The sequence below is a fragment of the Escherichia sp. WS1265 genome, from assembly GCF_046487585.1.
GTDB classification, from domain to species: Bacteria; Pseudomonadota; Gammaproteobacteria; order Enterobacterales; family Enterobacteriaceae; genus Escherichia; species Escherichia coli.
The window spans coordinates 46,916-68,476 of sequence record NZ_JBJQJE010000020.1 but is presented as its reverse complement, the minus strand read 5'-3'; the positions used below and the strand labels follow the sequence as shown (position 1 = coordinate 68,476).

The following is a 21,561-nucleotide window of genomic DNA, read 5'->3' as shown; positions in this document are numbered from 1 at the left end:
GCGTGTTGCCGGGCATTGTGAAGAATGGTTGTTTAGTTACTTAACTTGGTGGCCTGGTTTAGCACCGGCATCCGGGCTTAGCAGGAAAATATCTTTCCCGCCAGGACCGGCAGCCATCACCATGCCTTCGGAGATGCCAAAGCGCATTTTACGCGGAGCCAGGTTAGCCACCATAATGGTGTGACGACCAATCAGTGCCTGTGGGTCTGGATAAGCAGAACGGATGCCTGAGAAGACATTACGCTTTTCACCACCGAGATCCAGTGTCAGACGCAGCAGTTTGTCAGAACCTTCTACAAACTCTGCATTTTCAATCAGCGCCACGCGCAGGTCAACTTTGGCGAAGTCGTCAAAGGTGATAGTTTCCTGAATCGGGTCGTCAGCCAGTGGGCCAGTTACCGGTACGGCTGTGGCTTTCACTTCTTCTTTGGATGCTTCCACCAGTGCTTCAACCTGCTTCATATCGATGCGGTTATACAGTGCCTTGAACGGATTCACTTTATGGCCCAGCAGCGGTTGCTGGATACCATCCCAGGTCAGTTCCGTATTGAGGAATGCTTCCGCACGTTCAGTCAGTTTCGGCAGTACCGGTTTCAGGTACGTCATCAGCACGCGGAACAGGTTAATGCCCATAGAGCAAATCGCTTGCAGATCGGCATCGCGGCCTTCCTGCTTCGCCACCACCCACGGAGCCTGTTCATCGACATAGCGGTTAGCCAGGTCAGCCAATGCCATGATTTCACGAATCGCTTTACCAAATTCGCGGCTTTCCCATGCTTCACCAATCACTTCAGCGGCATCAGTAAAGGTTTTGTACAGTTGCGGGTCAGCCAGTTCGCCTGCCAGCACACCGTCAAAACGCTTATTGATAAAGCCCGCGTTACGGGACGCCAGATTCACCACTTTGTTCACGATATCGGCATTCACGCGCTGAACGAAATCCTCCAGGTTGAGATCGATATCATCAATGCGCGAAGAGAGTTTCGCAGTGTAGTAGTAACGCAGGCTGTCAGCGTCAAAATGATTCAGCCAGGTGCTGGCTTTAATAAAGGTGCCGCGAGACTTGGACATCTTCGCACCGTTCACCGTCACATAGCCATGAACAAACAGGTTGGTCGGCTTGCGGAAGTTGCTGCCTTCCAGCATGGCAGGCCAGAACAGGCTGTGGAAGTAAACGATATCTTTACCGATGAAGTGGTACAGCTCGGCGGTGGAGTCTTTCTTCCAGTATTCGTCGAAGCTGGTAGTGTCGCCGCGTTTGTCGCACAGATTCTTGAAGGAACCCATGTAGCCAATCGGCGCGTCCAGCCAGACGTAGAAATATTTGCCCGGCGCGTTCGGAATTTCAAAACCGAAGTAAGGCGCATCGCGGGAGATATCCCACTGTTGCAGGCCGGATTCAAACCATTCCTGCATTTTGTTCGCCACCTGCTCCTGCAACGCGCCGCTGCGGGTCCATGCCTGCAACATTTCGCTGAAAGAGGGCAGATCAAAGAAGAAGTGTTCGGAATCACGCATTACCGGGGTAGCGCCAGAAACCACCGATTTCGGCTCGATCAATTCAGTCGGGCTATATGTTGCGCCGCAGACTTCACAGTTATCGCCGTATTGATCTGGCGCTTTACATTTCGGGCAGGTGCCTTTCACAAAACGATCCGGCAGGAACATGCCTTTTTCCGGGTCGTACAACTGAGAGATAGTGCGGTTTTTAATAAAACCGTTCTCTTTCAGGCGAGTATAGATAAGTTCTGACAACTGGCGGTTCTCTTCGCTGTGCGTCGAGTGATAGTTGTCATAGCTGATGTTAAAGCCTGCGAAATCAGTCTGGTGTTCCTGACTCATTTCGCCAATCATCTGCTCCGGTGTGATACCAAGCTGCTGTGCTTTCAGCATGATTGGCGTACCGTGGGCATCGTCGGCACAGATGAAATTAACCTCGTGGCCGCGCATTCGCTGGTAACGAACCCAGACATCAGCCTGGATGTGCTCCAGCATATGGCCGAGGTGGATTGAGCCGTTAGCGTACGGCAGCGCGCACGTCACCAGAATTTTCTTCGCGACTTGGGTCATAGTAGGCATTACTTCTTTGTAGTGAAAAGGGGCTTGATAGTAACAAAATGGCCTTATGTCTGCCATGTGATAACAGCATTTCTCATAAATGATTAAATGTCGTAGCTGGAGTACACTACAAGGCGACAATTGCGCAAATTAAAATAAAGGAGACGGGATGAGCGAGTCCAAATCGCCGGATGCCCTAAGAGCAATGGTAGCCGGTACGTTGGCTAATTTTCAGCACCCAACCCTGAAACACAACCTGACTACGCTTAAAGCGTTACACCATGTTGCGTTGATGGATGACACACTGCATGTCGAACTAATCATGCCTTTCGTGTGGAATAAGCCTTTTGAAGACCTGAAAGAGCAATGTAGTGGTGATCTGCTCCGTATCACTGGCGCAAAGGCTATCGACTGGAAGCTGTCGTACAATATTGCCACGCTTAAGCGCGTCAAAAACCAACCAGGCATTAATGGCGTTAAGAACATTATCGCCGTCAGCTCAGGCAAGGGCGGCGTGGGTAAATCCTCCACAGCGGTAAACCTGGCACTGGCTTTGGCTGCTGAAGGTGCGAAAGTTGGTATTTTGGATGCCGATATCTATGGTCCATCAATTCCAACCATGCTGGGCGCGGAAAACCAACGTCCAACCTCACCGGACGGTACTCACATGTCACCTATCATGTCTCATGGCCTGGCAACCAACTCTATTGGTTATCTGGTCACCGACGACAATGCAATGGTGTGGCGTGGACCGATGGCCAGCAAGGCGCTGATGCAGATGTTGCAGGAAACACTGTGGCCTGATCTGGACTATCTCGTTCTCGATATGCCACCGGGCACTGGTGATATTCAATTGACGCTGGCGCAGAACATTCCTGTAACTGGTGCGGTTGTGGTAACTACGCCGCAAGACATCGCGCTGATCGATGCGAAGAAAGGCATTGTGATGTTCGAAAAAGTCGAAGTGCCGGTACTGGGTATCGTCGAAAACATGAGTGTGCATATTTGCAGTAACTGCGGTCATCACGAACCAATTTTTGGCACCGGTGGCGCACAGAAACTGGCCGAGAAATACAACACGCAGTTGTTAGGCCAAATGCCACTTCATATCTCTCTTCGTGAAGATCTGGATAACGGAACACCAACCGTTATTAGTCGTCCAGATAGCGAATTTACGGCTATTTATCGTGACCTCGCAGATCGCGTTGCTGCCCAAATGTATTGGCAAGGTGAAGTAATACCTGGCGAAATCGCATTCCGCGCAGTGTGATAAAAAGGCGGTGCAATGCACCGCCTAATCAGTTCTCCTACATCACGGGACAATCATCAAACTCGCCACTTCTTACGTCGTTGATAATGTGAGTGATCACACCAAACACGGCATTGCTGCCCGTGCATCCATCGTCATCCTTTGGCAATGCTTCCTTCTTACCGGTTCTTAAATCCTCCAGATGCTGACGTGGATACTTCCGGTATCTTTTTACGCGATATTCCTCATCCCGAGCACATACAAGAAGAGATCCATCAACAGGAGTGAGTGAGGAATCGACCACCAGCAATGCACCCAGCAATATTCCCTCACGATGATGGCTATCCGCCACAGAAGAAGGGAAGCCCATAGCATTTTACCTTATGCATACAGAACAAGCTCAATGTATGCAACAGCGCAATGTCTGGCGGGTAAAAAAAGACCTTCTTTCCGAAATCCAAGATAGGGAGATCGAATTCGTTAATGAGAAATGTAGTACACATGATTGACCACCTCCAGAGGAGGTGGCCGTTACTAATTTATTTAACTACTTTGTTCCTTTCTCTACATCAGCCTTTTTGGCATGAATAGTCACTGTTTTTGACTCAGTTTCGTACCCTCCATATGTAAGGGCAGTGAATTTCAGTTTATAAACCCCCTCAACAGTGGTACTGAATGTACGAGAACTTTTGCCACTAATGAAATGGGTTATTTTAGCAGGAAGAATTTTGTACATATCATCACTCACCCCTTCCGGCGCCTCAACGTCAACCCAAACAGTCCCACCAACGGTATTGTCTCCTTCCATTAAAGTAAGGTTGATCGTTGCAGTTGTGTTCCCATCAGCCACCAGTTCAGTTACATCAGGAGATACTGTAAGAACCGCATTTTTTTCATCTGCAACGAATTTAGCTTCGGCAGTTTTCGTCGATACCTGACTGTTGGTCCGATTAACTGTTGCTGTTAATACATATGTATTGGCTTTCGTTGTGGTAGCAGTGAAAACAGCAATCCCCTGCTCATCGGTTGTTACCTCCCCATTCGGAGACAGGTTTAACCCCTCTGGACTTGCACTCAAGGTTACCTCACTCCCTCTCAGGAGGTTGTTATTGGCGTCAACAACCTTGATTCTGTAGGTTTGTTTAGCCTTCCCGTCTGCTAAAGCATAGTTATTTGCTACCGCAATGTCGGCAATGGTTGCTGTAGCTTTATCAGCCACAAACTCGATACTCTGCGTCGTCGAAGGCTGATTATCTCTTGCTGTAGCTGTGATTTCGTACGTTCCGGCAATCACGGAAACCACCTGCAGTTCAGCTTCCCCACGATCATTGGTTTTAATCCAGACATTATCACCAGTAATCGGTTTAACCCCTCTGGGTAAATTAAAGGTAACCAATGTTCCAGGAACCAAGTTGCCGTTTTGATCCTTAACAATCGCCGTCAACGTAAAGGCATCTGCTCCATTTGCCGCTTTAGGATTGTTGGTATCAACCTGTAGACTTGCATGTCCGGTCCCTGCATCCGCATTGAATTTCACTGTCACTGACTTCTGATTGCCATTTACAGAAAACGTAATATTGCGCTCTCCGGCAACAGTTGACATCAGCTCTATATCAGCTTTACCCGCCGCATTGGTTGTTACAGTATTGCCCGTCTTGCTGGTTACACCTTCAGGCAAAGTCAGCGTAACATTTTGCCCCTGTAACGGGTTGCCATAGGAGTCCACAACGGTCAGTGTTACCTTGTTAGCTGACTGTCCATTCGCCAGTTGGTTATCCACCTCGACTGAAATGTCGTTGATATTTGCTTCGGTGGTATTACCCACAACCTCCAGCAGTAAAGGTTTTGAAGCAGCATCTCTGCCGTCTACCCTTGGCCAGATGACTAACTGCCCCGCAGCAGAACCTAAAGTTAATGTAGTAACATAGGTGCCATCGCTCTGCTCTTTCCATTCGCCTACCGAAGGTTTTTCTGTTCCAGCATTGGCTACACCACTAAATTCTGGTGTCTCAGGTTTCAGGCCACTAATAGGATTACCCTTCGCATCCTTCGCCGTATATGTCAGTTTGGTCGTTGTTTTGACTATTGGCGTTCCATTATCCGCAACAAGCGTGGAATTAGTTAATGATATATCCCGGGCGATAACGGTCAAAATCGCTGCTTCTGAGGCGGCGGGCTGACCATTTATAAGCGGCATAATGCTAATCTCACCCGTTTTTACACCAGCGGTAAGCGTAGCAATATAGGTGCCGCCGTTTTCCTCAGCCCAATTTGAAATGTTCGCCCCTTCAGCTGCGGCCCCCGTCAGAGTTGCCGATAGAGAAAGACCGCTGATTGCATTACCATGTGCATCTTTTGCTACCAGCGTCACTATCGTGCTGTCTCCTGCTTTCACTTTATCTGAAGCAACAGAAACCTTCGACTGACCTGAAGATAAAGCGTCAGCCACAACGATAACTTTAGCTGCATTAGCCGCCGCATCCTGTCCATTGAGTTTCGGCATAACAACTAATTCGCCCACCGTAGTACCCAGAGAAATCTGCGCGGTCCATGTTCCATCACCATTATCCGTCCAGCCTGAGACTGAAGAACCCGCAGCGGCTGCACCTGATAATGACGGCGCTTCTGGGGTGATGCCTGTTACTGGGTTGTTATAAGCATCTTTTGCTGACCAGATTGCCGTAAGCGTACCACCAACCACCGGTTTATCAGGATTCAGAGTGATGGACGAATGTGCTGCATCAAGCGGCCCGGCAACAAACTTCAGCGTTTGTTGCAATGTGCCCAACTGATACTGATCACTAAAGGCACGCACAACAATGTTTCCGGCACGGGTCGAAGAAACCGTGGCGCTATAGACCCCCGGCTTTATCTCCGAAATGCTGCCAATGGTAACACCGCTGTTGTCCTGTGGAACAAAGCGCAAACGGCTGGCTTCTCCCTCCACCGGGTTGCCATCGGTATCCACCGCAGTAAGCGTCAACGTGTAAGATTTCTGACCATCGGCAATCACATCACCTGACGTCTCATTCACACTCAGAGTCGATTTTGTCACATCCATCATAGTGGTACGCAGTTCAGCCGTGACGGTTTTGCTCATGCCATCAACGCTCACAGTAATGGTTGCTTCACCTGATTGCGTACCGGTGGTGAAGACAGACTTGTACACTCCGGCTTCTGTTTCGGTGATCTCACCCAGTGTTGGCTGTGCCTGTGATTTAGCGGACTTAAAGGCCCGCGTTACGATGTTTCCGGCAGGTTTAAACGTCAGTTCAGTTTTGATCTGATCTTTCATTCCCGTGATTGGCTGTCCCTCGGCGTCTCGCAGAGACAGAACCAGCGGCTTTTGCGCACTCCCGTTAGCAAGCATTTGGATACGGCTCTGGCCATCAAGCGTTAACGTAGTACGATCGGCGCTCATACCTGCTCCGGTAATGACCACCGCAGTCTGCACACGTTTCGAGGCATTGCCTTTGTTATCGTATGCAACCGCAGAGATCGCGTAATAATTGTCTTTGCCTGCACGATAAGCCGGGAGCGTTACTTGCCACTGGTTACCCTGACCGGTAATTTTACCGCCTGCGGCCAGCAAAGACGGTGCTTCCCATTGCACATTTTTCAGGCCGTGAGTTGCTTTGCTGACCACGAGGCCAAGAGACACCGTCTGCCCGCCCTTACCTTCAATACGGTCTGGCAAGGCAATACGGATCACCTCAGCTTTGCGATACTCAAGAACTATATTGTTATTACGTTCAACCAGATCATATCGGCTGCCTGCCAGTACCCGACGCTCGCGAATGCTGTCTGTATCGAGTTGTTTCTCCAGAGGCTCGCCAATCCGGTAGTTAACTTCCAGGCCAAAGCGAGTGTCATTCTGACCGCTCTTGCCCTGTTTGTGCTCTGCACTCAGTGTCAGAAGAGGCACTGGCGTGTAATTCACTTCAGCGGTAATCGCATGTGGATCTTTCTGGCGTTTATCTTTACCAAACAGCCCAACTTCATCGCCATAATACTGTTCATACATCAGGCTTGCGCCAAGCTGCGGCCAGGCAGGTAAATAACCCTCAGCACGAATATCCCAGCCATTCGCCGGGCGTTCCTGATAATCCTCAACATCCGGTGATTTTTTCCAGCCAGAAGCCCGGATATAACCATTGGCGCTCAGCTTAAGATAATCACGCCAGTATTCCGTACCAATACCAATGCGGGTATGACTACGAGATAAATCATGGTCAATAAAGGTATTCACCCCCGCCATCCAGTCATTACCTGAAAAATGACGCCAGCCAAAACCAATATTTGACTGAGTGCGATCGTCAGTGCGATGTATTGCCCCCTGAGTGAACAGCATATTTGTCGGCGTGTCATATATCGGATAAAGCATTTCCAGCGAAGAATCCTTCAGCGAGAAATCTTTATCGGCATTCAGTTTGACGCGCGCGGTGCCATATTTCCCGAGCCACTCCTGGATTTCCTGGGTGGCCTTAGCCGTAGCCATTCCGGTAACAAAGTTGCGAGTCGTATCGCTATCCGGCTGACTGCTTAAAAATTTACCGGCATTCGCGGCAACCGACGCGATATTTTTTTCTGTATTATTGTCAGTAGCAACCGCAGTATTTTCCGTACTTAGACGTGGCAAAGCCGCATTATGCGCTTGAGCTGTCATTGACGGTGTAAAAGTGACAGCTAATGGGAAAAGAACCTGAACAGAGATGTTTGCCCATGCCACACATCTAGCCAAGGCGGAATAGCGGAAACGTTGTTGTTTATAGGTTTTATTTAAACGTAACATTGACATAATTTCTTAATGAACGAGTTAACGAACATTTGCAACTGCGAGTAAAAGCATTTGCTTCCAGAAATATTTAGATTGGAGTGTCTATGCCCCCAACAGGGCCGCGAATGCTATCACAAACGAAAAAGTGCAACAACACATGAATTAACTGAGATTTAATGATTGTTAGGCACCTATAACCAAAATGTTGCAACAACTTAAAATCAATGTTACTTGATAATGTATCCCAAATAACAGGAGGAGCTATTTCAGTACATGAGAGGATGATTATTCTAACAACATGGGAAGTAAAACATTTTTATTATTACATGATCCATAAATTAGAAATAAATGACCTAAGTCGTGAATAAGGCCTTTTAAGAAATAAAGTCAGCTCTATATCCAAAAAATAACTTTGAGATAATGAACACTATATCACATACCACATCAATTAATAACAACCTTCTACTTATATAACTTAGAAGTTGGTAGTTATTTATATAAATGCATTATAGTTTGCAAGTGTTTTTAAATGTTCATTTAACGATACTCATGATTTCTAATCAAAATTATTCAGTGCTTTTTTATTTATCATCTCGAACATTTTTAGTTCATCGTCAGATAATCCCTCCCAAACTTTCTTCATGATTATATTTTGCACACGTATCATTCTTTGTATAAATAAAACTCCATCTGATGTTAAACATAAATTTTTACCTCGGCGATCGAGTTCATTATCAACACGTTTGATAAGGTTTTGCTTTTCTAAGATATCTGTAATTCGCGTTATATTTGTTTTAGAAACCTGCAACAGGTTACTAATTTCAGATGGGGATAAACAATGACCATCAGTAAAATATAATAATGATAATGCCATAAACATGGTATTGTTTATTTTATGCTTCTCTAGCGCATCTGATATGACGTCCTGCATTTTATTGCTAATCCGGATACATAATTGCATTAGCAAATGCTCCTGAACAGGATAATCTGTCTCTTTATTTTTTTGATAATCAAGTATTTTTTCTAGAAAAAGCACGTTTTTCATTGTTGTATCCGGTATTGAATAATCATCTCATAAAAACCATGTAGCCTGTGTGTGATATCTATGTCCCAATGAAACTGGTAAAATAAAGTATAGCAGTTCAAGATTCCTTGCGCCACCTGAATTTTCTACAGATAATGCAAAACACATAGCAGTAAAACCTTTCGTTTATAAATTTTATTTTTTCCTATAAACATATAGTTCTCCATGCGCTTTCTTTCTGTCTCGGTGTATTCCCATTTCTTTTTCTATTCGTATCGTAGCTTTACGTAACTCTTTTGATGTGCTAACATCTTTGGCTGCAATGTTTTTTGGCACCGCCTGCTTCATGCAGCGGCGTATTTGTTCTCTAACATATATTCGTTGGTCTACCTGTCCTTCCTGTCGATAATCCATCAGTACTTCCTGCCAGCGAACAGCAGCCCTGCGCCATAGTCCTCTTTGCTCAAGATCTTCGGCCTTCTTGTCTCTAACCATTTCCCCTCCAAACAAACGTATGCTACAGATTAACTACCTAAAAATTGAGTTTAACACTAACTCATGTAATTAATACTAATGCAAGAAAATATTCACTAATATTTTTATCTTTTAGTTATAAACTAAATTTACATGTGGCTGTTTTGCAAAATGTAGACTTCCTATATTTTTTATGAAATGATTAGGAAAATAAATTTATTTTATAGCCTTAACACTATGGTCAATACATTTCTTAACACCCAATGCCATCACGAATGAACTAAGGAAAAGCGGAATGGCCTTTGACGTTAAAATGCTCTAACTGGAGGTTGTTCATGTGTTTTTCTCTTATCGTTTAGTTACTACATTCTTACACAAACCAAGTAAGTGTTTACCTATCATTTAACGCGTTTGAAAACGTATACGCTGACTGTGATCCCTGTGTCTTCAAACTCGTTGGTAAACGACTTCCCTCTGGCATAAACGTAATTATCCATCGTCATCCAGTCCAGTATTGGCGCAGTGCCCGGCAATACTGCTACAAGACGCCCGCCGACTTTCAGATGCCCCAGCGCAGCCAGCGTGTGCTCTCTATGACGACCAAGCGAGTACGGCGGGTTCATAACGATTTTGTCGAACTGATAACCTGCGTTGTCCTCAGACCACTTTATGAAGTCGCAGCAAATCGTGTTCGTATACCCTTTTCCACGCAGGATATCAGCAAAGAGAGGTGCGATTTCTATGCAGGTAACATCTTCCAGATCGGCGTTAATATAGGCCAGAAGATCCCCACGTCCGGCTTGAGGCTCCAACAGCTTCTCACCAGGCTTCAATTCAGTGGCTCTTGCAACGTACTCAGCAATCAAGCGTGGGGTAGGGTAGAACTGGTGTGATTTTGTATCCGGTATTAAACCGGTAGCCACAATCGTATTTAGCGTATGGCCGATGTCATACGGGAACTGCCAGTGCTTTTTCTCCTGCACGCCGCCAATGAAGCTCAGTGTGCGCTCAAGCTCTTCCACCTGCGACTTCTGGAGAGCTGAATCAGAGAAGTACCATACTCCTTTGTCTTTGCTCAATCGCCCGTCACGAAGCGCAGTGCGAACCGGGACGGAGATCGTCTTCTGGATTAGCCCGAACTGCTTTGGTGCCCGTGTTTTTTGGCGCTCTGCGGCATGGCGCGGGGATTGCTGCAGGCATACTGTAAGCCAGCACCTCATTCAACTTCCAGGCCACGTCAGGATGTATTTCAAAGTGAACGTTGCCGTTCTTGAACATCTTCACGCGCATCAGATTTCCATCGACGTTCATCCAGTCACCGGTCTGGCAGTCGTTTGCCCGATACGCAGCTGATAGCACCTCAGCAGTGCGGTTGATGGTAATAAATTCTTTGTGCGCGAAGAAATGAAGCAAAACACGCAGATCGTCGATATAGTCCTCTTTGCGATAGTTCACACTAACGCTGTCCCGCCAGAAATCAGAAATGCAGTCAGCGATTATCAGACGCTCGCTGAAACCGTTCGTCTTATTTGTCTTGTGCGCAGGACTCAGCGCCTTAAACAAGCCATACACGCGCTCGGAGAGATATTTGTGCCTGTCATTCAGCAAATTAAGCATCGTTGGTATGACCGTTTCTGCTTTGAACTCCGGTACACCAACGAACTCTTTAACCTTCATCTGATAGCCGGTTCTGTCAGTTTTGATGACTTCCTGCTTGCCCTCGATAAATTGCTCACGCCACTCGTCGCGACGGGAAGCTGGCATGATCAGCAAAACGTTAGTCATATCCGTGACCTTCCTCCAGTACTCGGCCCAAATATTCTGTTTCACCCATTCCAGATCGACTTTATCCAACCAACCTCGATTTAAACGCGAGCGATCTTCATCTGGTCGATGGTTTAGTCTCAGCAGGCGATTAATCATGTTGTGGCGTTCGTCGCCATAAACGAAGTCGTGTACCTGATACATGAAGTCGATCTCTTTCTCGCACTCGGCCACGATTTCGTGGATGACATTCATTTCCTGACGATAGTCGATAGCCGTGTTTGAGCTGGCATCGTCGATGATGGAAAGGGCTGTATTCATAATTGCACCATTAAGAAAAGATTTGTTTAATAGTGCAATTATTTCAAAAATGAAAAGGTACTAAATAGAAATTAACAGGCAATCCTTTAAATAAAGGTATTTGCTAATCATACTTTGAGGTATTTATAACCAGGATTTTGTTTGTATAAATCTTCTTAATATCCCATGTGACGTTACCGGAATACCATTGACCGTTATATACTTGGTTTCCAGTTGCACCGGTCATAGTTATATAGACAGGTCTGTCGTAATCGGTTCGTCTAAAGTTATAAACCCCAACCATAGCAGGCATTACCGCACACGGATACCCCATATCTATTGTAAATTGAGGGTCAGAAATAGTGATAAGTTTCGCATCAAGGGGCATCATCTCACCGTGATACACCATTGCGCCTGCGCTGTTATACATGGCAATGCCATAGCCAGAATGTGGTAACACCATATCAGAAAAAGCATAAACTGTTATTGTTCCGGGGCTACCATTTACCTGATGCAATCTGAGAGCATTGTATCCGTTACTATGTTCATGAATAAACATCATGTTCGCCTTATTACTGCTTTTTATGAAGAAAAAGCATGATTTGTTTGATGGGATTGATGTTTTAAAAACAGAACCTTTAGATGCAGACATTGTCCCTTTATTAATCAGATTTTGCGGAGTAAATTCAGGACTCATCCACAAACTTCCATCTGATTGAGTAATTGACATCCCGAACATAATTATCCCCAGTATGTGTATATGTAAGAACCAAGCCCCGTATATAAATTTGACCAACTAACCGTATTTCCATTAATAGTAACATTTGGAACAGGTAAATTGATGTAGTTGTCGTTGTTAAGAGGCATTAATGACCACACGGCATGTAGTGATTTACCCGGTGGCGGATTAGAGTACGTCTTAGAGCCTGATGATGCCGTAAACCGATCAAGAAAAAAAATAGGTGTAAGGAAGCCAGTAACGTTAATTCCTTTATTGTTGTAAATCCCTGTACCGTATGCCATTTTTCATCCTTGTTTTTATCAACATAATATGGCCGATCATGCGGCCATATCAGATCAATTAGAGCTTTGAAAGGCTTTGTGTGGCTGTGTTGCGAGGTTATGTCGATGGCTTAACTCACGCATCATGTCTTCAAGGCGACTCTTTGTGTCGTCGAGCTGGTCGGCCATTGCTCCCAAAAGCTGACGAACGGCCATTGGATCGTCACTGTTTAGTGACGGCATTTTATAACCCGCCTTAGAAGACATCAGATTGAATGCAGACATCAACATTGTTAGAGAAAACTTAAGTCCGGCAATTTCACGATCTTTGCTGGCAATAATCGTCTCACTTTTGTTACCGTCATGAGTTCCTTGAGTCTCGCTCACCATATCCAAAGTCGCTTGCAACTTATCAGCTCTCTCTTTTTCAGCAAGGTAATGAACGCCGAAATGATGTGCTAAAGCTACAACCTGAGTTGGTTCTTCAAAGGTGGAATTAAAATTAAGTACTGTAAACAGTCTCTCAAATATGGAAACGTCTTCTGTTCCCCGAACAATGCCTAACATTTTGACAAGTTCATTAGCATCCATTTCTTCGAATAGGGCGTTTTGTTCATCAGCTATTGCTTTGCATTTCTCGCACATGTGTTTTCCTTAATGCTTAAACAAGTTGTTTTCTTATGTGCTTTATTGTGATGTGGCATATAAGGGGAGCAAGCTAAACGTAAAGGTGCAAACTCTCTATTTTGGTCAACGAAACACAAGGGCCATTTGGCCCTTGTCATTAACACGTTGCTTTACGGACTAGCGGATAGGCGAAGTAGATCGCCAAACCAATGAGGACGCCATCAGAAATGACAGACATCATCTTTCCCGTGAAATCAACCAACACCGCCATCACCAGAAGAGCAATGACGGTCACAAGCCGGAATCTCTCAAGCATTAGAGATAAGCATCCAGTGACAACTGAAGCGCCTGGGCGATCTTTTTCAGCGCCTGCTCTTCTTGTTCACCAATGCCGTCCTGGTCGGCAATATCAAGGCACAGACACAGAACATCGACCGCCTCTGGAGTGCCCGCAATATCAGCCAGCTCACGCATAGCCTGTGCATTAGCGGAACGAGGGGACGCTTCGTAACGAGCACGGATATTGGCGCTCATTTGGGCAATTTCACCAGCAAACGGAGAAAACGCAGGCAGAGCTGCAATTGTTTTCTCAAGAATGGCAATTTCTTTTGCGTCACATGTGCCGTCGGCATAGGAGATCATGTACGCGCCCCACACGGTGGCCTCAACCGCATCACGGTTCTCCATTTTTTTGACTTCAATAACAGCTTTACGAGTTTTCTTTTTGAAGAAACCTAACATGTGTTTTCCTTTTATTATTTGTCAAAACAAGTTGTTTTCTAGTTTCATATATTGCTTGCGCAAAGATGGTCAATGCATATGCACTAACAACCGTCAGAAATAACCAAGTACCGAACCGACTGGAAAAATAAAAATCCCAACTACACGAGCCAAGGTCATGCCAGCCTGAAACTGGAGATCGCCAGAGCAAACAAGTTTTATAATGTTCGATACCCAACCGGCGGCCATGAGGGCCAGAATTGCCAGCCAAATTTTTCCAAAGTGATTTGAAAACCAGTTCATACAACCGCCTTAGTCACAGCATGATCCTGAGTAACTGGATGAACTTGAGGTATCGCATCCACCGCCATCCCATCCAGAGTGACAGGACGCTCCACTGGAGTGGTGGTAATTGTCGTCGACGAAGGTGTGGTGATGGATGAATCCGGCATCAAAAGGCTCTGACCGGCTGGAACGGCTACCGTCGCCAGTGAAACTATAATGAGAACGTAGGCCATTGGTTTCAGCCTCTTTCTTTGAAAATTTTCCATCCGAACGGTCCTTGTTGTTTTTCTCCTTCACTAAAGGCCGTGCATTTTTCGCTTCACATGAAGAACTGGAGGTTACAATCGCCCCCACGTTCGCAACAACTGACGCTTGCTTATCTAAACGTGCCTTCAGCACCAGAACGGTAGTTTCCAATTCATCAAGACGTGACAGAAGGCGACCGCTAAATAATTCGGCCAAAATTTGACGTAAAGAACGAGGGCGTTTAGTTGCAGGAGTTAAAAAAAATTGACGTGCCATGTGGACTCCATCCAGTGTCAGAAAGAGTTGCGGCTGGCGATTGCCAGCCGCCTTTCTCGTTCCATCCTGGAACTGTGTCTTACCGACACATTGTCATCCTGACGCCGATAAGATACATGATTTAACATAATAGGTAAACACTTACTTACTGATTATTGTAAACAAAACCAATATCTTTCTTGTGAGGCGTATCTGCTGCGGAAAAAGCTGCGATCTTCGCCAGTCGATCACAGATTTCATTTTCACGATGCCCGGCGTGGCCTTTAACCCACTTCCAGCGAACATTATGTCGACTGGCAGCCTCATCCAGACGCTTCCACAGATCAACATTCTTTACTGGTTTTTTATCAGAAGTCATCCATCCATTACGTTTCCACCATTTCATCCACTGTGTCATGCCGTTTTTCAGATACTGGCTATCAGAGTGCAAAATAACGTTGCATGGATATTTCAAACGCTCCAGCCCGATAAGTGCCCCCATCATCTCCATGCGGTTATTGGTGGTGCTATGAAAACCATCTGAGAACTCGCGTTCCTCTCCACGATACTGGAGAACGATACCGTAACCGCCTGGGCCACCCGGATTTTTAAGGCAAGAGCCATCACTGAAGATTTTCACGGTTTTAAGCTGGGGATTGAACTCTACGACAGGCGTTGTGGGATTGGTGCGGGGAGAATTTTTGTTTTTGGCTTTTTTGCGAGTTTTTTCTTGCGATCGGGCTGGTGTCTTCGTCGTCATATAAACTCCTGAATCAAGCGCCGCGCCGATTTTTTTCCTCGCGCGTGCGCACACGCGTGCGTGTTAATAATTATTAAAATAAACAAATTACTTCCCAGAACAGGTTTTTATAAACCTGAACTGAACGAACGAAGTGAGTGAAGTTCACCTCGAACGAAGTGAGAGGTTGTCTTTTCAGGTAATACTCTCCCAGGGAGGTGAGTATAAAAATCCCTCACCAACCTGGTCGTTTCATAACCTGAAAAGTTATGGCCTAAGTCTACTGCCAGCTTAGACTTGGGAAGTTATGGATGACAGCACCCCAGAACCGAGATCTTCCCACACTTTATGAAGGGGAGTACTGGATTCAACCTCTCGAAACACCCCAGACTCGACAATCATAAAGTGACCCTTGTCTCCGCTCACTTTGGTTCCCCCTTCCCCGACACCTAAACGGCACCGGTTCTACGCTGGTAGTGAGCTTTTTTAAACCTGACGCCAGTGACGCTTACCCCCACCCATCAGGTCGAGTCTCCAGTCTACGACTGGAAACTATCAGATCTTAGCACTTACAATTCATTTTATGAATAGTTTGTACTTATCTATCATTTCGATTGATTATTTTCTCGACCATGTAGTTGAACATTCAAGGCAAACACCTCGTTGATCAACTCACCTAAAAGCTGTTCAACAAGTTCGCGATGCTCCCCAAGATGCAAGCACTTAATTGCCCATTCGTACAAGTTGAAAGCCTGCTCGCGGTCTTTCATCATTTCACGAGCCTTAGCCAGAAAATCGCTCTCTACGAGCGCAACAACATTGGTCGGGTATGGCATGTTAGTTTTCCTTAAAGTGGTTCATAAAATCGATTTTAAAGCGTCTGGGAAGGGGTTCTAGTGGATTCTGTAGTGATGTTCAGGTCTGGAGTCTCTGATACAAAACAGCCTGTTTCCGTATATTAATAATTAATATGTAGTTATTTATATATACAGAAGCAGGCTAATTACAGACGCCAGAACAAACTAAGCAGCCTTCTTTGATGGTCTTTTTTTTTCTGACCACATTCGCAGGATCATACCCTCCCAGACTTTTCATGACGTCCAAAGGGATCTTGCTTATAGAGTGCCCAGCGTCCTGACAGAATCCTCGAAAAACAACGAGCATACTGCCACCGGGGTTGATGTTTACTTCTACCTGACCCAGATTGACGTCAGGCTCGACAAACGCTACGCGGCCACCAGACAGAATAATCGTCTCATTCGCACACTCTGTTGCACGCTCATACCACTTTGTATCTAGGGATTGAGGAAGGCAATTGTACCTGGCTGTCCCCATTCAGATTTCAAAGCATCACGCTCAACGCCTATGAAATTAGGCAGCTTTGCATTGTCCTTGTTGCAGGCAACGTCAACATCAAATGTCACTCCAAGATAACGTTGAATGGCAGAAAACAGCCAGTCAGGTGTTCTCCAGAGGTCACGAAGAGAGTTGTCGCGCTTTCGCTGTTTGATTTTTTCGGCTGCAATCATCTTCTCTCTCGATAGGTAAGTAAATACCTATTTTTGCATTTGATTTTATGTCTGGCAATCAAATAAAACGCGCCAGAAATGCAAACGAGAAGCTCTCTGGCGCGTTTTTGTGGTGCTGGGTATGTAATTGGCTTACCCAGCACTATAAAGCTCTCTATGGGCTTTATTTTCAGTAGGGGAACGTCATCCAATAGTGTACTCCGCGACAAACTTCTTAACGATCGGTGATTCTTCGTTCAATGTTAGATTTCCACCGTCTCTAACGGCAATTCCTGTCGCTGGAAATACAGCCATCATTTGCCCAGCCTGAGTTGACGCAGTGTTAAGCGGATACGGTTTTTCTGGATTGCTCATTAAAGCAATCTTAATACTATTACTTGTAGCCTTCTTTTCTGTGAGAAGGTGTCTCATGGAAATTACCGTGTAAACACTAATATCTGGACCTCCGCTAAACCAATTAAGAAGGTTTAATATCTTATCCTTTGCTTTGACAGGCGCGTTCTCATAAGCATCTAAAAAAATATCTTTATCTAAACCCGCTTTATTGAAAAACGCATCATCTTTATCACTTAGAGTAAAACGAGGACCTCTTGCAGTACGCGCTTTTTTATTTGTGTTGCTATCATTTGACTGTTGAACTTTTAATTCATCATTAATCTCAACACACCCTTCAACCTCGATGATCCCCAACTGTTCTGGTTCGTTTTCGGCAGCTTCACCACTTTCAGCGTTAATTACGTTTATAGGCTCATGCGCTAACTCCAACTCATTTAAAGCTGAGCTGAAATCACCTGCTTTTTCTTCATTGAACAGTTCTTCGGCAACATCATCAGAACTCATGGCTACGCCAGCATCGAGGCCTAGAAGCAGATCGTCAATATCATCAGTATTTTCGACCTGTGCAGCTTTTTTTACCGGTTCATCAAGTGATTGCAACATAGCTGTCAGTTCGTCCAGATCATCATTTGTCATTACATTTTCAACCGAACTCATGTAAGTCTCCTTCTGTTTGGTTACATTTGCGTTTCGATGGCTACATTTTGACTAAACCTATCAGGCGGAAAAGTATTAAATACAGGCAGGAAATGATTGAAAGGCGACTGTTCTTTAAAAGAAAGCCTACTTTAAACTTTTTAAAGTAGGCTTTTGTTTTACACAATTTCAGAGGGTAATTTAAAAAATCCGTACTTATTACGTGCCTTAAAGAAGCATTGCATCATTAAGTTTGTGTCATATAAGGCACTATGTGCTTTGGCATGATCGTATATAAAGCCAAGAGAGAAGGCCAACTCTTCAAGGCGGGGACGTTTACCGTCTTCTGTGGCCCACAGGGAAAATAGAGTGTCAATCAATGGGATGTCTGGAAGCGAAAAACCGTAACTTTTCAGCTCATGCCTAATAAACGGAATATCGAACGCTTCGCCGTTGTGGGCTATCCAAATATCGGAAGAAGAGAGATACGAAGCGACAGATGAAGCGTGATCGGCTAGTAACGGCTCGGCGGCTAAATCTTCAAGACTGATGCCGTGTACCGCTTGCGCTTTCGGATCGATACTGCGACGCGGGTTGAACCGCATTACAAAACTATCAACCATTGTCTGTGTCTCAATTTCGTACTTCACCATTGCGATTTCAATGATTTTATGGCCTGAGAGGAAATCAAGACCTGTTGATTCGATGTCCACCCCTGTAGCAATCACTTTTTATCTCCTTTTACTGGTCGTTTGGACGGTGTGAAGATGGCAGCTTCAACATCCCACCCCCTCAAAATTCGCTGCGAGATAATGGTCGCAGTCAAGCCAACCTCTCTAGCCCATTCGGTAATTCGCTGAGTTCTGCCGCGACACTCGATCAGACGCTTACTATCTCGGTTGGCATACGTGTCGACGCTGGCGTTAAGCGCGCGATCTAATGGCCACCCTTTCTTGATTCGATAGTGAAGAGTTGATGTCTGAATCCCGGCTCTTTTAGCCCATTGTGAGAGAGTCAGCTTTTCCCCCTTATGCTCCAAAATTAAGTTTGAACGCGTGTTATTGGCCTGTTCTTCAAAAGTCGCCCATCTGCAATTTTCAGGTTCGTAGTCACCATTCACATCTTTGCGATCAAGAGACATCCCCTCTGGTCGCTCTCCCATGTCAGCATAAAAGTTTTCAAATATTTGCCACCGCTCGCAGACTTTGATACCTCGGCCGCCATACCACTTATAGGCGTGATGGGTTGGTTTTTCACATCGTTCCCGCATACCCAGCCATATACGATAAATTGGCGTTTTACTCATACCATGAGGCTTTACGCTACGGCGATGTGCGTTGTAGACACAGCCACACGATATTGTCGCCCCGTGATTTAGCTTCCCGTAACTAACCAGACAGGTGTTGCCGCAATCGCAGATGCAATCCCAAAGTCGCCCTTGTTTGTTTGAAATACCGGAATATTTAAGTGCAACCAACTTTCCAAAACGTTTACCTGTTATATCTACCGGTTGTCCCATTACTACTCCTTACAACTTCTTAGCGCCCTTGAGTAGTGCACTACGTACAAATTGAGCCGCTTTTTTCAAAGTTTCTTCACTGGTTTCACAGACAATCGGATCTTTCCACTTACCTGACGCAGTATTGAGAATATTGATTTGGTTGCTATCCAGACAAACAGAGATATAAAGCACCGTGCCACCAGCCAGCATCAAATGCATAGGAAACAGAGGCTTTTTACTGTCTTCACTGAACTGAGACATGGCGATGTTAATGGCTTCACCCACTTGTGTACCAACAAGCCCCTGCGCAGTTTCGAATATGGCACGAATAGCCAGACGAGCCTCTCGATCGCTCATAAGCGACCGGGAATGTTCGTCCGCTACACGAATCAAAGCCTCTGTTGTTTTCCGATCCAGTTCATCTTCAAGCAACATTTCACTAAACATTTTTTATCCTTAACCCATTTTGAGAGTTTTATTGTCGCAATGTCGAAGAGGCGAACAATTTCTAATGAACGGTCACTCGGCCACAGAACCGGTTTTCTATCTTTTCTACAGCGTTATCTAGCATTCTCATCACTGATCTGGCTCTTGCTTCAACCGTGCGATATCGGTTGGAAACGACGAAGGTTTGCAGATCCCCCCTTTGCGGATGCAGGTGAATTTTTGTCAGTTCCCCGCACATCAACGCATCAATACGAGCGACATACAGACGGTCTAATGATGCTCGTTGTGATCGCAAGTAATCTCGCTCTGAGAGAGCGACTCCCGGGCGTAGGCCAGCAATGGCGTTAAAGTTTGAAATAGCAGTTTTGTGGCAAAACTTTTCGATATCGAGGGCTAACTCAATACATCGATCTTCATTGGTATGGCCGACCAAATCCAACGTGTAGGCCATAACATCAGCAGGTGTGCGATCGATAACAAAGCCTTCAACACCACGCGTAAGTAGCTCTATATGCTTTGCTATTTCCATTTGAATCTGAAGCCGCTCATATAGAGACATAGACTCACCTACTCGAACACCGAGTCGGCTCATCAAACTTCCGACACCAGCATCCACGTAAGGGATTCCGTAATGTTTGTCGATATATTTTGCCAGGGTTGTTTTCCCACTGCCCTGAGCACCAGTGATCCCAATCCGGTAATCCATTACGACCTTCTGTATACGATCTGCGAAAAGCCAGGCTCTTCCTCGCTGGCTCGTTGGGTATAAGCTGTTTCAACAGGCACAAAGCCTAAATTACGCATCATGCTTGCCGGGAAGAATGCATCGGCGTTTGGCACATCAACGCCGATGTGGGAGAGCCAAATCTCTTCAACATGCGGCATGAATAGCGAGTAAATTTGTTCCCCGCCAATCACCCACACAGGCTCTGGTAATCGCAACACATCATCCACACCAGCAGGGTAGAATCCATTTGGTACAAAGCCATGAGAGCGCGTCAAAACGAGGTTATGACGCTCTGGAAGAGGGCGTTTGAGACTTTCCATCGTTTTACGCCCCATAACGACAGTGGCGTTTTTGGTGAGTCTCTTAAATAGCTTCAGATCGGTAGAACAACGCCAGGGCAGTTCGTTCGCTATGCCGATCTCATAGTTACGGCCAACAGCAGCTATCATCTTCATTTGCTCACCTCATAGATGACCGGTCTATGATGAGAGTCAGCTAAGGCGGCACGGAGTCGAGGATCGTGCACCAGCGCAGCGATAAGCAGATCGCCTTTATGCTCCGCTAATGTGCGCTTAATATGCTTCTCATAACTGGTGCCATTCGGTACGAGATGAAGCCAGTCATAATCAACGCCAAAATCTTTCAGCCATCGTTTAGTTGGCGCTTCAAGAGTTTCAGAGCGGCTACTGATAAGCACCACTTCAGCCCCTGAGCGAGCAAAACCACGCAACATACGGCTGGTGGGGAAAATGAGTTCATCACCGGCAATGAGCTGGCCTGCATCCGCGTCAGATACTGATTTACGATGGCTGGCATTTGCCAGCACACCTTCAATTTCGCATAAGACATACATACCTCTTGCCAT

At 45.7% G+C, this 21,561-nt stretch carries 22 protein-coding genes and 2 pseudogenes; 1 reads left to right on the top strand and 23 read right to left on the bottom strand.

Translation table 11 applies throughout. The features are described 5' to 3' along the window. Positions 1-36: 36 nt before the first annotated feature. Complete coding sequence (gene metG, locus ACJHX3_RS18750) at positions 37-2,070, bottom strand: methionine--tRNA ligase (protein ID WP_094322932.1); 2,034 nt, start codon at positions 2,068-2,070, stop codon at positions 37-39. A gap of 157 nt (positions 2,071-2,227) precedes the next feature. On the opposite strand from metG, the gene apbC reads away from it, so the two are divergent. After that, entirely contained in the window at positions 2,228-3,328 is a 1,101-nt protein-coding gene (gene apbC, locus ACJHX3_RS18745) for an iron-sulfur cluster carrier protein ApbC (protein ID WP_072019449.1), read from the top strand. Positions 3,329-3,365: 37 nt separating this feature from the next. On the opposite strand, the gene ACJHX3_RS18740 is transcribed toward apbC, so the two are convergent. The 22 genes and pseudogenes from ACJHX3_RS18740 to ACJHX3_RS18635 all read right to left on the bottom strand — a co-directional run bounded on the left by ACJHX3_RS18740 (position 3,366) and on the right by ACJHX3_RS18635 (position 21,561). Continuing rightward, a complete protein-coding gene (locus tag ACJHX3_RS18740; RefSeq protein WP_042063724.1) occupies positions 3,366-3,677 on the bottom strand; it encodes a DNA repair protein in 312 nt (103 codons plus the stop codon). Positions 3,678-3,854: 177 nt separating this feature from the next. Next, positions 3,855-8,099, bottom strand: coding sequence for an inverse autotransporter beta domain-containing protein (locus ACJHX3_RS18735; protein WP_094321981.1), 4,245 nt, complete (start codon positions 8,097-8,099; stop codon positions 3,855-3,857). Positions 8,100-8,640: 541 nt separating this feature from the next. Beyond that, positions 8,641-9,129: a MarR family transcriptional regulator gene (locus ACJHX3_RS18730; protein WP_042063019.1), complete on the bottom strand. Its 489-nt coding sequence runs from the start codon at positions 9,127-9,129 to the stop codon at positions 8,641-8,643. 174 nt (positions 9,130-9,303) lie between these two features. After that, the gene (locus ACJHX3_RS18725; protein ID WP_042063021.1) at positions 9,304-9,603 is read right to left on the bottom strand and encodes a PerC family transcriptional regulator; all 300 of its coding nucleotides are present in this window, start codon (positions 9,601-9,603) and stop codon (positions 9,304-9,306) included. A gap of 377 nt (positions 9,604-9,980) precedes the next feature. Beyond that, positions 9,981-11,667 (bottom strand): annotated as a pseudogene (locus ACJHX3_RS18720) (DUF4942 domain-containing protein). Between the two features lie 103 nt (positions 11,668-11,770). Next, entirely contained in the window at positions 11,771-12,385 is a 615-nt protein-coding gene (locus tag ACJHX3_RS18715) for a hypothetical protein (protein ID WP_094321982.1), read from the bottom strand. Between the two features lie 2 nt (positions 12,386-12,387). Then, positions 12,388-12,669 (bottom strand): hypothetical protein, encoded by a 282-nt coding sequence (locus ACJHX3_RS18710; RefSeq protein ID WP_001348723.1) that lies wholly within the window; start codon positions 12,667-12,669, stop codon positions 12,388-12,390. A 54-nt stretch (positions 12,670-12,723) separates the two neighbouring features. Further along, complete coding sequence (locus ACJHX3_RS18705; protein ID WP_042063026.1) at positions 12,724-13,293, bottom strand: hypothetical protein; 570 nt, start codon at positions 13,291-13,293, stop codon at positions 12,724-12,726. Between the two features lie 139 nt (positions 13,294-13,432). Next, the gene (locus tag ACJHX3_RS18700) at positions 13,433-13,591 is read right to left on the bottom strand and encodes a DUF3927 family protein (RefSeq protein ID WP_014962273.1); all 159 of its coding nucleotides are present in this window, start codon (positions 13,589-13,591) and stop codon (positions 13,433-13,435) included. Continuing rightward, positions 13,591-14,016, bottom strand: coding sequence for a tellurite resistance TerB family protein (locus ACJHX3_RS18695; RefSeq protein ID WP_025670506.1), 426 nt, complete (start codon positions 14,014-14,016; stop codon positions 13,591-13,593). The genes ACJHX3_RS18700 and ACJHX3_RS18695 overlap by 1 nt, the downstream gene beginning before the upstream one ends. Positions 14,017-14,109: 93 nt before the next feature. Next, complete coding sequence (locus tag ACJHX3_RS18690) at positions 14,110-14,298, bottom strand: hypothetical protein (RefSeq protein WP_014962274.1); 189 nt, start codon at positions 14,296-14,298, stop codon at positions 14,110-14,112. Positions 14,299-14,307: 9 nt separating this feature from the next. Beyond that, complete coding sequence (locus tag ACJHX3_RS18685; protein ID WP_059244852.1) at positions 14,308-14,802, bottom strand: BRCT domain-containing protein; 495 nt, start codon at positions 14,800-14,802, stop codon at positions 14,308-14,310. 145 nt (positions 14,803-14,947) lie between these two features. Beyond that, positions 14,948-15,541, bottom strand: coding sequence for a ribonuclease HI (gene rnhA / locus ACJHX3_RS18680; protein WP_042063031.1), 594 nt, complete (start codon positions 15,539-15,541; stop codon positions 14,948-14,950). A gap of 584 nt (positions 15,542-16,125) precedes the next feature. Beyond that, a complete protein-coding gene (locus ACJHX3_RS18675) occupies positions 16,126-16,356 on the bottom strand; it encodes a hypothetical protein (protein WP_052924303.1) in 231 nt (76 codons plus the stop codon). 186 nt (positions 16,357-16,542) lie between these two features. Further along, a pseudogene (locus ACJHX3_RS18670) lies at positions 16,543-17,049 on the bottom strand (DNA N-6-adenine-methyltransferase). A gap of 183 nt (positions 17,050-17,232) precedes the next feature. Beyond that, positions 17,233-18,042: a hypothetical protein gene (locus tag ACJHX3_RS18665; RefSeq protein ID WP_042063035.1), complete on the bottom strand. Its 810-nt coding sequence runs from the start codon at positions 18,040-18,042 to the stop codon at positions 17,233-17,235. Between the two features lie 158 nt (positions 18,043-18,200). Next, on the bottom strand, positions 18,201-18,749 hold the full coding sequence (locus ACJHX3_RS18660) for a 3'-5' exonuclease (protein ID WP_000562104.1): 549 nt from the start codon (positions 18,747-18,749) through the stop codon (positions 18,201-18,203). Then, positions 18,746-19,540: a hypothetical protein gene (locus tag ACJHX3_RS18655; protein WP_001404446.1), complete on the bottom strand. Its 795-nt coding sequence runs from the start codon at positions 19,538-19,540 to the stop codon at positions 18,746-18,748. The genes ACJHX3_RS18660 and ACJHX3_RS18655 overlap by 4 nt, the downstream gene beginning before the upstream one ends. A 9-nt stretch (positions 19,541-19,549) precedes the next feature. Continuing rightward, entirely contained in the window at positions 19,550-19,969 is a 420-nt protein-coding gene (locus ACJHX3_RS18650; protein ID WP_042063038.1) for a hypothetical protein, read from the bottom strand. A gap of 61 nt (positions 19,970-20,030) precedes the next feature. After that, positions 20,031-20,675, bottom strand: a complete 645-nt coding sequence (locus ACJHX3_RS18645) for an AAA family ATPase (protein WP_042063041.1) — start codon at positions 20,673-20,675, stop codon at positions 20,031-20,033. Then, on the bottom strand, positions 20,675-21,151 hold the full coding sequence (dfrA51, locus tag ACJHX3_RS18640) for a trimethoprim-resistant dihydrofolate reductase DfrA51 (RefSeq protein ID WP_000781810.1): 477 nt from the start codon (positions 21,149-21,151) through the stop codon (positions 20,675-20,677). The genes ACJHX3_RS18645 and dfrA51 overlap by 1 nt, the downstream gene beginning before the upstream one ends. Next, a complete protein-coding gene (locus ACJHX3_RS18635; RefSeq protein WP_001308886.1) occupies positions 21,148-21,561 on the bottom strand; it encodes a hypothetical protein in 414 nt (137 codons plus the stop codon). Before ACJHX3_RS18635 ends, dfrA51 begins: the two co-directional genes overlap by 4 nt.

Excerpts from the sequence above, each read along its gene's own strand:
- ACJHX3_RS18695 (WP_025670506.1), bottom strand. The coding sequence starts at position 14,016 with ATGTTAGGTTTCTTCAAAAAGAAAACTCGTAAAGCTGTTATTGAAGTC.
- ACJHX3_RS18715 (WP_094321982.1), bottom strand. The coding sequence starts at position 12,385 with ATGTTCGGGATGTCAATTACTCAATCAGATGGAAGTTTGTGGATGAGT.
- ACJHX3_RS18710 (WP_001348723.1), bottom strand. The coding sequence starts at position 12,669 with ATGGCATACGGTACAGGGATTTACAACAATAAAGGAATTAACGTTACT.
- ACJHX3_RS18685 (WP_059244852.1), bottom strand. The coding sequence starts at position 14,802 with ATGGCACGTCAATTTTTTTTAACTCCTGCAACTAAACGCCCTCGTTCT.
- ACJHX3_RS18690 (WP_014962274.1), bottom strand. The coding sequence starts at position 14,298 with ATGAACTGGTTTTCAAATCACTTTGGAAAAATTTGGCTGGCAATTCTG.
- ACJHX3_RS18700 (WP_014962273.1), bottom strand. The coding sequence starts at position 13,591 with ATGCTTGAGAGATTCCGGCTTGTGACCGTCATTGCTCTTCTGGTGATG.
- apbC (WP_072019449.1), top strand. The coding sequence starts at position 2,228 with ATGAGCGAGTCCAAATCGCCGGATGCCCTAAGAGCAATGGTAGCCGGT.
- ACJHX3_RS18665 (WP_042063035.1), bottom strand. The coding sequence starts at position 18,042 with ATGAGTTCGGTTGAAAATGTAATGACAAATGATGATCTGGACGAACTG.
- ACJHX3_RS18725 (WP_042063021.1), bottom strand. The coding sequence starts at position 9,603 with ATGGTTAGAGACAAGAAGGCCGAAGATCTTGAGCAAAGAGGACTATGG.
- ACJHX3_RS18655 (WP_001404446.1), bottom strand. The coding sequence starts at position 19,540 with ATGGGACAACCGGTAGATATAACAGGTAAACGTTTTGGAAAGTTGGTT.
- ACJHX3_RS18730 (WP_042063019.1), bottom strand. The coding sequence starts at position 9,129 with ATGAAAAACGTGCTTTTTCTAGAAAAAATACTTGATTATCAAAAAAAT.
- ACJHX3_RS18650 (WP_042063038.1), bottom strand. The coding sequence starts at position 19,969 with ATGTTTAGTGAAATGTTGCTTGAAGATGAACTGGATCGGAAAACAACA.
- ACJHX3_RS18740 (WP_042063724.1), bottom strand. The coding sequence starts at position 3,677 with ATGGGCTTCCCTTCTTCTGTGGCGGATAGCCATCATCGTGAGGGAATA.
- ACJHX3_RS18735 (WP_094321981.1), bottom strand. The coding sequence starts at position 8,099 with ATGTTACGTTTAAATAAAACCTATAAACAACAACGTTTCCGCTATTCC.
- rnhA (WP_042063031.1), bottom strand. The coding sequence starts at position 15,541 with ATGACGACGAAGACACCAGCCCGATCGCAAGAAAAAACTCGCAAAAAA.
- ACJHX3_RS18705 (WP_042063026.1), bottom strand. The coding sequence starts at position 13,293 with ATGTGCGAGAAATGCAAAGCAATAGCTGATGAACAAAACGCCCTATTC.
- ACJHX3_RS18675 (WP_052924303.1), bottom strand. The coding sequence starts at position 16,356 with ATGCCATACCCGACCAATGTTGTTGCGCTCGTAGAGAGCGATTTTCTG.
- dfrA51 (WP_000781810.1), bottom strand. The coding sequence starts at position 21,151 with ATGAAGATGATAGCTGCTGTTGGCCGTAACTATGAGATCGGCATAGCG.
- ACJHX3_RS18635 (WP_001308886.1), bottom strand. The coding sequence starts at position 21,561 with ATGGCAAGAGGTATGTATGTCTTATGCGAAATTGAAGGTGTGCTGGCA.
- metG (WP_094322932.1), bottom strand. The coding sequence starts at position 2,070 with ATGACCCAAGTCGCGAAGAAAATTCTGGTGACGTGCGCGCTGCCGTAC.
- ACJHX3_RS18645 (WP_042063041.1), bottom strand. The coding sequence starts at position 20,675 with ATGGATTACCGGATTGGGATCACTGGTGCTCAGGGCAGTGGGAAAACA.